Annotated in this window: 16 protein-coding genes and 1 pseudogene; 6 read left to right on the top strand and 11 right to left on the bottom strand. The window is 62.7% G+C overall.

The features are described 5' to 3' along the window. Positions 1-465: 465 nt before the first annotated feature. Entirely contained in the window at positions 466-930 is a 465-nt protein-coding gene (locus HGO40_RS28730; RefSeq protein ID WP_003184697.1) for an outer membrane lipoprotein, read from the bottom strand. Positions 931-1,101: 171 nt separating this feature from the next. Here HGO40_RS28730 and HGO40_RS28725 point away from each other — a divergent pair, with 171 nt between their 5' ends. Beyond that, positions 1,102-1,383 carry a hypothetical protein gene (locus HGO40_RS28725; protein ID WP_250965800.1) on the top strand — a complete coding sequence of 94 codons (282 nt, stop codon included), beginning with the start codon at positions 1,102-1,104 and terminating at the stop codon, positions 1,381-1,383. Here HGO40_RS28725 and pdxH read toward each other — a convergent pair. The 4 genes from pdxH to dinG all read right to left on the bottom strand — a co-directional run bounded on the left by pdxH (position 1,331) and on the right by dinG (position 6,872). After that, positions 1,331-1,978, bottom strand: coding sequence for a pyridoxamine 5'-phosphate oxidase (gene pdxH, locus HGO40_RS28720; protein WP_250965799.1), 648 nt, complete (start codon positions 1,976-1,978; stop codon positions 1,331-1,333). The genes HGO40_RS28725 and pdxH overlap by 53 nt on opposite strands. A 24-nt stretch (positions 1,979-2,002) precedes the next feature. After that, positions 2,003-3,133, bottom strand: coding sequence for an OmpA family protein (locus HGO40_RS28715; RefSeq protein ID WP_250965798.1), 1,131 nt, complete (start codon positions 3,131-3,133; stop codon positions 2,003-2,005). A gap of 116 nt (positions 3,134-3,249) precedes the next feature. After that, positions 3,250-4,395: a serine hydrolase domain-containing protein gene (locus HGO40_RS28710; protein ID WP_250965797.1), complete on the bottom strand. Its 1,146-nt coding sequence runs from the start codon at positions 4,393-4,395 to the stop codon at positions 3,250-3,252. 332 nt (positions 4,396-4,727) lie between these two features. After that, positions 4,728-6,872 (bottom strand): ATP-dependent DNA helicase DinG, encoded by a 2,145-nt coding sequence (gene dinG, locus HGO40_RS28705; protein ID WP_250965796.1) that lies wholly within the window; start codon positions 6,870-6,872, stop codon positions 4,728-4,730. A gap of 99 nt (positions 6,873-6,971) precedes the next feature. On the opposite strand from dinG, the gene HGO40_RS28700 reads away from it, so the two are divergent. Then, positions 6,972-7,436: a CopD family protein gene (locus HGO40_RS28700; protein ID WP_250965795.1), complete on the top strand. Its 465-nt coding sequence runs from the start codon at positions 6,972-6,974 to the stop codon at positions 7,434-7,436. 134 nt (positions 7,437-7,570) lie between these two features. Here HGO40_RS28700 and HGO40_RS28695 read toward each other — a convergent pair whose 3' ends face one another. The 4 genes from HGO40_RS28695 to HGO40_RS28680 all read right to left on the bottom strand — a co-directional run bounded on the left by HGO40_RS28695 (position 7,571) and on the right by HGO40_RS28680 (position 10,251). After that, on the bottom strand, positions 7,571-8,329 hold the full coding sequence (locus HGO40_RS28695; RefSeq protein ID WP_250965794.1) for a collagen-like protein: 759 nt from the start codon (positions 8,327-8,329) through the stop codon (positions 7,571-7,573). After that, positions 8,322-8,606: a DUF1145 domain-containing protein gene (locus tag HGO40_RS28690; protein ID WP_250965803.1), complete on the bottom strand. Its 285-nt coding sequence runs from the start codon at positions 8,604-8,606 to the stop codon at positions 8,322-8,324. Before HGO40_RS28690 ends, HGO40_RS28695 begins: the two co-directional genes overlap by 8 nt. Before the next feature lie 133 nt (positions 8,607-8,739). Further along, positions 8,740-9,465 (bottom strand): PA1041 family peptidoglycan-binding anchor lipoprotein, encoded by a 726-nt coding sequence (locus HGO40_RS28685; RefSeq protein ID WP_250965793.1) that lies wholly within the window; start codon positions 9,463-9,465, stop codon positions 8,740-8,742. A 90-nt stretch (positions 9,466-9,555) separates the two neighbouring features. Then, entirely contained in the window at positions 9,556-10,251 is a 696-nt protein-coding gene (locus tag HGO40_RS28680; RefSeq protein ID WP_284739256.1) for a PA1041 family peptidoglycan-binding anchor lipoprotein, read from the bottom strand. Between the two features lie 191 nt (positions 10,252-10,442). Here HGO40_RS28680 and HGO40_RS28675 point away from each other — a divergent pair, with 191 nt between their 5' ends. The 4 genes from HGO40_RS28675 to HGO40_RS28660 all read left to right on the top strand — a co-directional run bounded on the left by HGO40_RS28675 (position 10,443) and on the right by HGO40_RS28660 (position 12,197). Then, a complete protein-coding gene (locus HGO40_RS28675; RefSeq protein WP_250965792.1) occupies positions 10,443-10,940 on the top strand; it encodes a DUF6231 family protein in 498 nt (165 codons plus the stop codon). A gap of 2 nt (positions 10,941-10,942) precedes the next feature. Continuing rightward, positions 10,943-11,431: a YchJ family protein gene (locus tag HGO40_RS28670; RefSeq protein WP_250965791.1), complete on the top strand. Its 489-nt coding sequence runs from the start codon at positions 10,943-10,945 to the stop codon at positions 11,429-11,431. Between the two features lie 71 nt (positions 11,432-11,502). Continuing rightward, positions 11,503-11,988: an LEA/WHy family protein gene (locus tag HGO40_RS28665; protein ID WP_250965790.1), complete on the top strand. Its 486-nt coding sequence runs from the start codon at positions 11,503-11,505 to the stop codon at positions 11,986-11,988. Between the two features lie 5 nt (positions 11,989-11,993). After that, positions 11,994-12,197: an SEC-C metal-binding domain-containing protein gene (locus HGO40_RS28660; RefSeq protein ID WP_250965789.1), complete on the top strand. Its 204-nt coding sequence runs from the start codon at positions 11,994-11,996 to the stop codon at positions 12,195-12,197. A 158-nt stretch (positions 12,198-12,355) separates the two neighbouring features. Here the strand turns inward: HGO40_RS28660 and HGO40_RS28655 are convergent, their stop codons facing one another. Further along, on the bottom strand, positions 12,356-12,913 hold the full coding sequence (locus HGO40_RS28655) for a cysteine hydrolase family protein (protein ID WP_250965801.1): 558 nt from the start codon (positions 12,911-12,913) through the stop codon (positions 12,356-12,358). Positions 12,914-12,933: 20 nt separating this feature from the next. Next, positions 12,934-13,129 (bottom strand): annotated as a pseudogene (locus HGO40_RS28650) (hypothetical protein); the annotation flags it as partial.

Here is a 13,129-nt window from a genome sequence, read left to right as displayed (position 1 = left end):
CGCTCTGCTGAAAGGGCAAAGCGAATACCAACCAAAAGCGGCTTGAGGGCTTCCCCTCAACCATAGAATCTCCCACACTGGATCTGCGGTGAATACAAAACTCATGTCCGACACAGAACCACTGTGGGAGCGAGCTTGCTCGCGAAGAGGCCAGCCCATCCAGCATCTTCATCGACTGTGACATCGCCTTCGCGAGCAAGCCCGCTCCCACAGGAGGAACGCGGTCACCAGCATGAACCAGGTCGGCTATAAGGCCGCCTCGCTCGGCTTTTGATTTTGATCTGGGGCGCCCCGTTAACCACGCTGCCTTCGTGGCGTCTGAAAAAAGCGACCCGCCGTAAGGCGAAACCCTAAGCCGCCGTTACCGCAGCAACGGATATACACACCACCACTCAAAACAAAACCATAAAAAAACGGCGCCTTCCCTCCCAGGAATGAGCGCCGTTTTTTCTGACCTGACTCCGCTTAGTGCGATACGCGACTCGTGCCATCCACAGTGGAAATACGAACCCGCTCACCCACACGGAACACCTCGTTCTCCTGAACCTGCTGCACATAGGCACGCATACTGCCGTCATCTTCACGCACAGTGATTTCCACACCCTGGGTACGGGTCAGGCCTTCTTCAGTGGCGGAACCGATCAGGCCACCGGCCACGGCACCGATCACAGCAGCGACGATGCTGCCACGGCCACCACCAATGGCGCTGCCGCCCACACCACCGACCACGGCACCCGCCGCACCGCCGATCGGGGTCTTGGTGCCTTCGATCTTGACCGGACGCAGGGACTCGATGGTCCCCATGCGAATCGTCTGCACGCGACGCGCTTCGTCACGGGAGTAGGAGTCACCGGTCAGGCTCGACTGACAGCCAGTGAGCAACATCGCCATCGTGGAAAAGGAAGCAACCAGCAAAACAGACTTACGCATAGCATCAACTCCAAAAGACAGGGATTCATTAAACTCCCCGGCTTGACGCCTGTCACGGCCTTGCCGGGATAAAATTGTTTTCATTCAGGTGGGATACAGGCGCACCGGAAAAATTCACCAAACAGTAGCGCCAATTTACGAAACCTGCGTCATCAACCCAGGGATTTTTTCATGGATTATTTCATTATCGTCGTGACCACCGTGGCCGGCCTGTACTTCCACGGGTGGCTGTACGTGCGGATCAAACGCTGGATGGACCGCGACCTGGCGCTGTCGTTGGCGGGGCAGGACGAGCAGAAAAAGACCTATATGCTGCAACAATTGGCCCGCGCCCGGGAGCAAGGCATCAAGCGCCGAGACCTGCCGCAATGGTTGCAAACCGCTGCGGCAGGTTATCCGCCTAAGGCGCCAGGCGCTCGCGAGTCCAGTTCGCCCCTTGCAGGCGGTAGTTGAGGCGATCATGCAGGCGGCTCGGGCGGCCCTGCCAGAACTCGATGCGCGCGGGCAGCAAGCGGTAACCGCCCCAATGCTCCGGGCAATGGGGTTGGCTGTCACTGAAACGTTGCTCGGTGGCCTTGAGCAAATCGTCCAACTCCGCGCGCCCTGAAATCACCCGGCTCTGGGGTGAAGCCCAGGCGCCGAGACGGCTGCCCAGCGGGCGAACCTGGTAATAGGCGTCCGACTCTTGCGCCGTGACCTTGACCACTTTGCCTTCGATGCGCACCTGGCGTTCCAGGGCCGGCCAGAAAAACGTCATGGCCGCGAATGGATTCGCGGCCAGTTGTTGGCCCTTGGCGCTGTCGTAGTTGGTGAAGAACGTAAAGCCCAGGGCATCCAGCCCCTTGAGCAGCAGGATCCGGCAATGCGGGCGCCCGTCTGCATCCACCGTCGCCAGGGTCATGGCGTTGGCCTCCACCGGGGCCTGTTCGGTTTTCACCGCGTCAGCGAACCATTGGTGGAACAATGCAAACGGCTCGGCCGGGGCCTGTGCCTCGGTCAAGCCGTCGCGGGTGTAGTCGCGGCGCATATCAGCCAGCGGTTGGGTCATGGCGCATTCCTTATGGTTAGCCCATCACTGCTTCGGAGTCTCGGCGGCCGCGACTTTCTTGGTATCGGTGGCGGCTTTGGCCGGTTGGGGTTTCTTCGCCGGGGTGGCGGGCTTGGCCGGGGCTTTCTTTGCAGGCGCCTTGGCCGCGGCTTTTTTGGCCGGCGCTTTCTTGGCCGAGGCTTTCTTGGTCGAAGCCACCGCTTTTTTAGCCGCAGGCGCAGGGGCCGGGGCAGCAGGCTTCACATCCTGGGCGGCTACCATGGTCACCGGGGCCGGCGCCGGCATGGTGTATTTGCTCAGCAGCGCAACCATGGTGTTGGCCGGCGTGACCAGCAGTTCCACACGACGGTTCAAGGCGCGACCCTCGACGCTGTCGTTGGCCGCACGTGGCGCCACTGCGCCCATGCCGCGCAGCATCAGGCGCTCGCGTTGCAGGCCGCTGAGGCGGAAAATCGCCGCCACGGACTGGGCCCGCTCCTGGCGGAGCTTGAGGTTGGCCGGGGCGGCGCCCGAGGTATCGGCATGGCCGAGAATCCGCACGGCGGTCTTCGGATCGGCCTCGAGGATCTTCGCCACGCGGGTGAACGGGCCGAGCGTCACAGGCAACAGCATGGCCGGGCGATCCGGGTTGAACGAGCCGTCCACAGGCGCGGTGACCACCAGCACGTTGTCACGGCGCTCAAGTTCGAGCTTGCTGTCCTTGATGGCGGTGCGCAGCTTCGGCTCGTAGTCGTCGAGCCAGGCCTGGGTAACTTTCGGATCGGGCATCGGCACCGCCTTGGCGGTTTCCTGATCCTTGCCGCCGAACGGCCACCACCACTTGCCGTTGCTTTCGGCTTCGGCCTTGGCAACCGCTGTTGGCGCCTTGGCCTCAGGCTTGGCTTCAGCCTTTGCTTCGGCTTTTCTGGCGGCGTCTGCGGCGGTTTCCTCGGAAGAGAACGGCCACCACCAATGGCTGGCGCCCTCAGCCTTGGCTTGCGGTGCGACGGCGGCCGGCTTCAGGGGCGCCACGGGCGCCGCTTCCTTGGCCGCTACCTTGTCGGAAGAACCGAATGGCCACCAGCCACTGCTGCCCTCGGCATCATTTTGTGGGGTTTGTGCGCAACCGGTGATAGCGAAGCACAGCGCCAGAGCGAGGGTTTTATTCGATGACATTGGATATCCACAAAATGATCTAGATGAAAAACAAGGCCATGTTTTGGCCGCATAAACAGACGCTTGGAAACTGAAAAGGACACGAGGTTCCGGTGTCCATGGCCTTCAATGGCGTTTTATAGACAAGTGGCAAGCACCCGCGCAAGGTTCTGCGCGCGTGGGTCCATCAACACGTAAGGTCCAAGCGTGTTGGTCACGAAGCCGAACGCGACATCATGTTCGGGATCGGCAAACCCGATGGAGCCCCCTGCCCCCGGATGACCGAACGCCCGCGGGCCGAGGCCGTAGGTCGCATTCGGCACCTCCGGCTGGTCAAGCATGCAGCCCAGGCCGAAACGGGTCTGGGTCAACAACGTCTTATCCTCGCCGAGGCTGTGCTGGCGAGTCAGTTCGTCGAGCATTTCACCTTCCAGCAGGCTGCCATCGAGCAGTCCCGCGTAGAACCCGGCCAGGCTACGGGCATTGCCGTGGCCGTTGGCCGCCGGTTGCTGCATGCGTCGCCATTCCGGTTTGTTGGTGCTGGTCATGATCGACGGCGGATTGATAAACGCCCGGGTGGTCATGGCCGTGGGCTCGCGCATCGTCACCTGCAACAGGCGCTGGGCCGCCGCATCGCCGACGTTGCCTTTGCCCCGGGCGATGTGGGCCACGCGATGAAATTCCTCGTCGGCCAGGCCCACGTGAAAATCCAGGCCCAACGGCTTGGCGACGCGGGCCACGATGGACTCCCCCGGGCCTCGCCCGTCGGCCCGGCGCAACAGCTCGCCTACCAGCCAGCCGTAAGTGATCGCGGCATAACCGTGGCCCTCGCCCGGCGTCCACCAAGGCGTTTCGGCCGCCAGGGCGTCAACCATGGTTTGCCAGTCATACAGTGCTTCGGGCGGCAATAGCTCACGCAACGCCGGAAGCCCGGCCTGATGGCAGAGCAGTTGGCGCAGGGTAATGCCAGCTTTGCCCGCCACCGCGAACTCAGGCCAATAGCGGGCCACCGGGGCGTCCAGTTGCAACTTGCCTTCGGCCACCAGTTGCAAGGCGGTGACGGCGGTGAACGTCTTGGTGCAGGAGAACAGGTTGGCGATGGTGTCGCTGTGCCAGGCTTCATGGCCATCCTTGTCGGCGGTACCGGCCCACAGGTCGATCACCGTACGGCCCCCCACCTGGATGCACAACGCCGCGCCGCGCTCCTGGGGGTCATCGAACAATGCCGCGAACGCTTCACGCACCGCTTCGAACTGAAGCTCGTAATGGCCTTGAATTTGCACCCGTAACTCCCTTGAAACAAACACTTTTAAGGTGGCTGGCATTGTTTCAGCCATTCAGGCTTTTGGGAACCGCCGCAAGACGGCTGACCGGACTGGTTCTGGCCTTTGTGGCGAGGGAGCTTGCTCCCGCTGGGGTGCGTGGTAGGAGCTATGTAGGAGCTGCCGAGTGAAACGAGGCTGCGATCTTTCCCCAGACACTTAAATCTCAAGCGAAAGACAAAAATCAAAAGATCGCAGCCTTCGGCAGCTCCTACAGACCCCAGCGGGAGCAAGCTCCCTCGCCACAAAAGCGTCCATTTGCCACAAAAGCGCCCTTGCCACAGCAACACGTATCAGGAAATCTCCCGCCGAAACGGCGGCAATGCATTGAGGATCGCCTTGCCATAGCGCTGGGTCACCAACCTGCGGTCGAGCAAGGTGATGGTGCCGCGGTCTTCTTCGGTGCGCAGCAAGCGGCCACATGCCTGGACCAGCTTCAGCGAAGCGTCCGGCACGGAGATTTCCATGAATGCATTGCCACCGCGGGCTTCGATCCACTCGGCCAGCGCGGCCTCTACCGGATCGTCGGGAACCGAGAAGGGGATCTTGGCGATCACCACGTGCTCGCAATAGGCACCGGGCAAGTCCACGCCTTCAGCGAAGCTCGCCAGGCCGAACAACACGCTGGAATCGCCACCGTCGACTCGTGCCTTGTGCTTGTTCAGGGTTTCCTGCTTCGACAGGTTGCCCTGGATGAACACCTGCTTGCGCCAGTCACGGTCCAGGCCATCGAATACGTCCTGCATCTGCTTGCGCGAGGAAAACAGCACCAGCGTGCCCCGTGAGCCTTCCACCAATTCTGGCAGGTCGCGGATGATCGCCGCGGTATGGCCGGCCGCATCCCGTGGGTCGGCCTTGAGGTCCGGCACCCGCAGCACACCGGCGTCGGCGTGATGGAAGGGGCTTGGCACCACGGCGGTCACGGCCTTCTTCGGCAGGCCGGCGCGCATGCGGAAGCGGTCGAACGTGCCGAGGGCGGTCAGGGTGGCGGAGGTCACCAGCGCGCCGTAGGCCACGTTCCACAGGTTGCGCCGCAGCATTTCCGCCGCCAGGATCGGGCTGGCATTGACCTCGATGTCGAACAGCGAACCGCTTTCGGCCAGGGTCAGCCACCGCGCCATCGGCGGGTTGTCTTCCGGGTCTTCGGCGGTGAAGGCCGTCCACAGTTCCCAATTGCCTTGGGAGCGGGACAGCAGGCTGCCGAACAGCGGATACCACTCCTCGGCCTGGTTGCTGGCGATACCAATGTTCACCTCGCCATCCATGCCCTCCTTGAGCAGGTCGGTCAGCCGCGTGAACAGATCCGTCAGGCGCGCGAAACCTTTCTTGAGCTCGATGCCCATTTCGCGCATGTGCTCAGGAATCACCCCGCCGACAAACCGGTGGCGTGGCCGCTCGCGGCCCTCGACGTCTTCGCCGGGCTTGAAATCGGCCACTTGCTCGCACGCGGTGAACATGAACTGCTGGTTCGTCTTGATTTCCCGCGCCAGCTCCGGCACTTGCTCGATGAACTTGCCCAGGTCGCCCGGCAACGGATGCTGGGCCAAGAGCTTGGTGAGGTTCTTGGCGGTGGTTTCCAGCCAATCGGCGGTGGAGCGCAGCCGGGTGTAATGGGCGAAATGGCCGATGGCCTTGTCCGGCAGGTGATGGCCTTCGTCGAACACGTAGATCGTGTCGCGCGGGTCCGGCAGCACCGCACCGCCGCCCAGGGCCAGGTCGGCCAGGACCATGTCGTGGTTGGTGACGATGACGTCGACCTTGCCCATGCCTTCCCGGGCCTTGTAGAAGGCGCATTGGCCGAAGTTCGGGCAATGGCGGTTGGTGCACTGGCTATGGTCGGTCGTCAGGCGGGACCAGTCAGCGTCTTCCAGGGCCGTGGACCAGCTGTCGCGGTCGCCGTCCCATTTATTGCCGGCCAGCTTCTCGATCATGCTGGTGAACAGCTTCTGGCTGGCTTCATCCACCTCGATCTTGAAGCCTTCTTCTTCGAACAACTGGGCCGTGGCGGTCTGGGCGTGGCCTTCCTGGAGCAACATGTCGAGCTTGGACAGGCACATGTAGCGCCCGCGGCCCTTGGCCAGGGCGAACGTGAAGTTCAGCCCGCTGTTGCGCATCAGGTCGGGCAGGTCCTTGTAGACAATCTGCTCCTGCAGGGCGACGGTGGCCGTGGCGATCACCAGCCGTTTGCCAGCGGCCTTGGCAGTCGGAATCGCCGCCAGGCTGTAGGCCACGGTCTTGCCGGTACCGGTGCCGGCCTCCACCGCCACGATGGCAGGCTCGCCGCTGCGCCGGCCTTCGTCGTCGGTGTCGATGTCACCCAGGACTTTTGCCACTTCGGCAATCATCAGGCGCTGGCCATATCGCGGCTTGAGGCTCTTGGCTTCGAGAAAACGCGAATAGGCGCCCTGGATCGTGGTTTTGAGTTCGGTGCTGATCATGGATGGTCGGGCGCTAAAAACGCTGGATAAATTTTCAGTGGTTCGGATCGGCGGCTATCATACCCCGCTAATGAATCCTGCGCAGAACGGAGTAACCCAATGACACCCTTTGCCCTCGTCTACACCCTGCATTTACTGGCGGCCCTGATCTGGGTCGGCGGCATGTTCTTCGCCTGGATGATCCTGCGTCCCGCCGCAATGACGGCGCTTGAGGGCCCTGCCCGACTCAAGTTATGGGTAGAAGTGTTTCAGCGTTTTTTCGTCTGGGTCTGGGTCGCGGTCGTACTTTTGCCGATCAGCGGCGTCGGCCTGATCCATCTGCGCTTCGCCGGTTTCGAAACCGCGCCGCGTTATGTGCAGATAATGATGGGGCTGTACATAGTGATGACAGCACTGTTTATCCGCATCCAGGGCTTGCAACTGCCCGTTTTGCGTAACGCCGTAACGGCGCAGGACTGGCCGGCGGGTGCCGCCGTACTGGGCAGGATTCGGCGGTTGGTGGGGATCAATTTGTTGATCGGGTTGCTGGTAGTGGCGCTTGGCGCGGCGCGGCCGATGTTCTGAAGAAATCTCCAGTTGGACACAGCACCTGTGGGAGCGAGCCTGCTCGCGATAGCGGTGTGTCAGTCATAGCAAGGTCGACTGATCCACCCCCATCGCGTGCAGGCTCGCTCCCACAGGTTAGATTCGGGGCAGGTTCAGAACCGCTGCACCGTCACCGTCCCCGCCGCTCCGGCAGGCCCGGGCTGGCCGTCGGCGCCAGGGCGACCGCTCTTGCCGCCATCCGCGGTATAGACCACGCAGCCCTTGGCCTTGCCGCCCGCCCCAGGCTTGCCGCCGTGTCCCGCCGGGCCACCGGCACCGCCATCCACCGTGACCTTGATCTGCTCGGCAGGATAGGCCCGGGGCAGTTCGAGGCGCACCTGCGCACCGGCGGCGCCCGGCTGGCCATCGCTGCCACTGCTGCCGTCGGCACCGCGACCGGCCGAGCCCCAGGTGCAACCCGGCGCCTGGCCATTGGCACCGTCGAGCCCCACGAAACCCGGTGCACCGGTGCCGCCACGGGCGTCCACCGACAACAATGGCCCATTCAACACCTTGAAACGCAGGTTGAGATCGCGCCCCGGCCGCGCGGCCTTGGTGTAGGTACCCGGTGCGCCCCGTGAAGTGATCTGGCTGCCCTCGGCCAATTCAGCCCGGGCCACTTTCATTTCCAATGCCTGCTGCGCCGGCACGATGGCGATCCGCGCTTCACGCCCCAGGTGCAATTGGTCGATGGACAGTTCAGCGACATTGGACGGCACCAGCAGCGTGCCGTAATCGGCTACCTCCAGACGTTCCAGGGTCAGTGTGCTGGTGGTGTTGGGCAGGCGCATCAACGAATGGCTTTCGACCTGGAGCACCTGGGCCGAAGCCCACGGGCATACAAGTGCGGCAAGCAGACACAATTTACGCATGGGAAGCCTCTGGCGCGGTCGGGAGGGTTTGCAGATGGAAGATGCCGAACAGCAGCACTCTGAGGCGGTCACGGCCGGGGGCGGCGCGGCCACGGAAACTGGCCCGGAACAACAGCAGTTCCAGCACATGCAGCACCAGCAAAAAAGCACCGGCGAAATTGACCAGCAGATGCAGCGGATGGACGAACGGCACGACCAGCTTGACCAGCACCACCAGCCAGAACAGCAGGGTCAGCAAGCGCCCCAGCCCCCAAAACCCTTCATACGCCCCCCTGATGGAGAATTATTCTTTGCGCGCACAGTAACGGCTTGCGCGCCGGATAAGCCAGAGGGCCAGGCAAATTTAATCCAACCCAAGCCCCGGCCGGCCGGATCGCCCTCCCGACGATCCGGCTGCTCTGGCCCGCCGCTCAGCGCTGGAGATGCAATTCGACCCGGCGATTCTGCGCGCGCCCTTCGTCGGTCTCATTGTCGGCCACCGGCTCGCTTGCGCCCTTGCCATCGCTGGTGAGTTTGTCGGGGGCGAGCCCCTGGGTCAGCAAATACTCCACGACGCTACTGGCGCGACGTTCGGACTGCCCTTGGTTATAGGCGTCGCTGCCGACGCTGTCGGTATGGCCCACCACCCGGATGCTGGCGACATTGGCATGGCTGAGCTTGCCCATCAGCCCATCGAGCTGGCTTCGAGCCTCTGCGGTGAGATCGGATTTGTCGAAATCGAACAGCACCTTGCCCGCGTCGTTGAGGGTAATGACCTCGCTAGTCGGCGCTTGCGGTTCGACCGGTGGCACGCTGGCCGGGTATTGCGGCCCCGGGCAACCGTGATGCTCGACCGGTGTATTGGCTGGGGTATCGGGACAACGGTCACGGCGGTCGAACACGCCGTCATCGTCTTCATCGCCATCCTGGGCGTAGCAGATCAAGCCACCGCCCAGCAGCCCCAAAGCGGCCCCACCAGCGGCCCAACCGCTGCTTTCAATGGCCCCCAACCCGCCGCCGACGAGGCCGCCGATCAGGCTACAGATTGGCCAGGTGCGTGGATTGAGGGGTGCGCTGCCGTCGCTGTGAGTGGCGCAACCGGACAACAGACTGCTCGCCAGCAGCACCGGTAAGGCGGCCCTGATTAGAACGTTCATGGTGAAGGCTCCTGTGTCACCGGCCCATACCGGTCACACAGGAGTAAAGACCCGCATCCGCAACTCTACAAGCCGCGGATGCCAAGGGTTTCAACGGTTTATCTTGATCTCCGTGCGGCGGTTCATCGCGCGGCCGTCGGCGGTCTTGTTATCGGCCACAGGCTGGCTCTCACCGGCGCCGGACACCGAGACAAAACTGGACTGCGGCCCGCCGTTTTCGACCAGGTATTTCACCACCGAATCGGCTCGCCGCTGCGACAGCTTCTGGTTGTACGCATCGCTGCCAACGCTGTCGGTGTGGCCGGTGACACTCAGTTGCGCGGTGGACGTTTCCTGCTTCAGGCGGGTGGCGCCCGTGCTCAGTACATCCTTGTCGGCTGGAGTCAGCGTGGCTTTGTTGAATTCAAAGTGCACATCGCGGATCACGATGGTTTCTTCCTTGACCACGACCGCTTCTTCGTCCCCCGGCGCCGGCGCGGGCGGCGGGCAACCGTCGGCATCGACCTGCACGCCCTTCGGTGTGCCCGGGCATTTGTCACGGCTGTCCGGCACGCCATCGCCGTCTTCGTCGCCGTCGCCCTTGACCCAGCAATAAGCTGCCGCCATGCCGCCAACGTACAACGCGCCGCCGCCAGCCCAGGAAGTGCTTTCTATGGCGCCCAATCCGGCGCCGATCGCTCCGCCGACAGCCGCACAGGTCGGCCAGTCGGTTTTCTGCAAACCTGCGCAACCAGTCAACACACTGGTTAGCAGAACCAGGGGTAACGCTGTCCGAACTATGCTCATCGGGTTTCTCCTTGAGGGATCGGCTTGGCGCCGATTCAGGGGAGTAAAGACCCGACTTCGAATCTGCGCCAGCCTGAGCAATCGCGGGTTTTCGCCCCGTGTTTACGACGTTTGCGCACATTCCGGGACAAACCGCTCTAGGCCATGATGTCCGGGCAGGCTATCGTGGTGGTTCTGACTGAGGAACTTCGATGACCGTTGCCATTTCTTCGCGTACGCCCCAGCAAGCCCTGGCGGCCGTGCTTGACCGTTATGCCCCCCGAACACTGCTGCTGATCGGTGCCAGCGGCTTTCCCGCACTCGAAGCCTTCCAGCAGGCCCACCCCGACACCGAAGTGGTCCACGCCGGCCCCGGCGCGCTGCCGGCGGACGTCGCGGCGCGCCGTTTTGACCTGGCCCTGGCACTCGATTGCCTGGAGCATTTGCCCAAGCGCGAGGGTCTGAACCTGCTGGGCGGCATCCGCAATCTCAACGCCAGCCGCATCGCCGTGCTGGCCGACCTCACTGCCTGCGGCTGGCAAGAGACGGACTTTTTCTCCCTGGCCCTGCAAGCCAGTGAGCGATTCCAGCGTGACGATCAGGTGCTGACCCTGTTCACCTACGATCTGCTTGAATACAAACAAGTCCCCGACTGGCTCAACTCACGTTTCTGGGCCAACCCGGAAAACTTCGGAAAATATTGGTGGTAACCGTGAACACAAGCTCCCAATCACCCATTTGCCCCTGCGGCAGTGGCAATTCACTGGACGCCTGCTGCGGCCACTACCACGACGGCCACCCGGCCCCCTGCGCCGAAGCCTTGATGCGTTCGCGCTATAGCGCCTATGTGCTGGGCCTGGTGGATTACCTGGTTGCCACCACCCTGCCCGCCCAGCAGCAAGGCCTTGATCGCCAGTCCATCAGCGAGTGGAGCGCCAACAGCACCTGGTTGGGGCTGGAGGTGGAAAGCAGCGAAGTGTTCGGCGGTAAACCGGACCACGCCTTCGTCACGTTCACGGCGCGCTGGCACGATGGCCAGGGCGAGCATAGCCACCGGGAACAGTCCTCGTTTGTGCAGAACGACGGGCGCTGGTACTTCATCGACCCGACCGTGCCGGTGAAGACGGGACGCAACGACGATTGTCCGTGCGGCAGCGTGTACAAATTCAAGAAATGCTGCGCCGGTTACTTCAACCGCTGATTTTTCGGAAACGTCCGACGCCCGTCCATCGGCCCATAGGGCTAGACTGGGGATAAACCAGAGGCACGGACATGACCCTTCCATCCTTCTTGCTGCGCGTCACCTGCCTGCTGCTGCTCTTCGGGTTCGGCGGCTGTGCCTCCTGGCGAGGTGATGAAGCCCCTGCGCCCCAGGTGCACCTGGTCAAGGTCGAGGTGATCCGGGCCCGGCTGGTGGAACAGCGGTTCATGCTGCACTTTCGCGTCGACAACCCCGGCGACAGCGCCCTCACCGTTCGTGGCCTGACCTACCGTGTCCACCTGGGCGAGCTGTTGCTGACCGAAGGTGAGCATGAACACTGGTTCACCGTGCGCCCCAGGCACAGCGCCTACTTCAAGGTGCCGGTGCGCACCAACCTGTGGCCGCAAGTGCGGGAAGTGGTGAAGCTGCTGGAGAAACCCCGGGAACAGATCCCCTATCGTCTGGAAGGTGAGCTGGAAACCGGATTATTCATTGCCCACTACGTGCACCTTGAGCGCAATGGCGTGATAATCGCCGCCGATTTAATTGCGGAGTAACCCCGATGACCCAGCAACCCCACGTTCACGGCCCTGATTGCACCCACGATCACGACCATCACCACGATCATGACCACGGCCACGTCCACGGCCCGAACTGCGGCCACGCCCACCAGGAGCCAGTACGCAACGCCCTGAAGGATGTCGGTCGCAACGACCCTTGCCCGTGCGGCAATGGCAAGAAATTCAAGAAATGCCACGGAGCTTGAGGGGCAGGGCGAAGAAGTTTTTCGCCCGTTAGACCGTCATCGCGAGCAAGCTCGCTCCCACAGGGGATTTGCGGTGAGGCGATATTTAATGATCGCCGAAGAATCAATGTGGGAGCGAGCTCGCTCGCGATGAGGTCGGTACATTCACTGCATATGTATCAGCCCGCCTGCAGAATCCGCTTCACACCCACCACCGTCGCATACTCACCGTGCAAGTTGCCCAGGGACATGGCATGCACCTCGGCCGCCGAACGAGGATTGTCGAAGTAATCGGTCTTGTCGAAGGTAAAGCAGGCGTCCTCGACCACCCAAGTGTCGACCCCCAGGTTGCCGGCTGTGCGGGCCGTGGACTCCACCGAGTTGTTCGTCGCCACGCCGACGATCACCAGTTGCCCGATACCGGCTTCGCGCAGGTCTTGCTCCAGGCGCGTGCCACTGAACGCATCCGGCACCTGTTTTTGCACCAGCCGTTCCCCGGCCATCGGCTCGAACCGCGGCTGGACCTCCACCCCCGACTGCCCCGGCCAGAACACCGAGTCCGGCGAACGGGACAAGTGATGAACGTGAATCACCGGCCGCGCCGTGTGTCGCCAGAAAGCCAGCAATTCCAGCATGCGCAGCTCGGCCTCGGGGTTGTTGCGCGGGCCGAGCCTGGGGTGGAGGATGCCTTTCTGTTGATCGATGAGGATCAGCGCCGCGTCGTGCCGTAGCTCCATGCCGGTTTTCTCTTGCTTGGTCATTGAATGTTCCACACTTGAGCATCACCTCTTCCAACAGGCAAGTCTTCGAGCAAAAGCGCTGACTTGTGGCGAGGGAGCTTGCTCCCGCTCGGATGCGCAGCAACCGTAAAAACCTGCCAGCCGTTTTTTCCTGACGCACCGTGTCGAATGGTTTTGGGGCCGCTGCGCAGCCCAGCGGGAGCAAGCTCCCTC

Source organism: Pseudomonas sp. CG7, assembly GCF_023701885.1.
Lineage (GTDB): Bacteria > Pseudomonadota > Gammaproteobacteria > Pseudomonadales > Pseudomonadaceae > Aquipseudomonas > Aquipseudomonas zanjanensis.
Note: the sequence above shows the minus strand (reverse complement) of the source record. Positions and strands in the feature narration are given on the sequence as shown.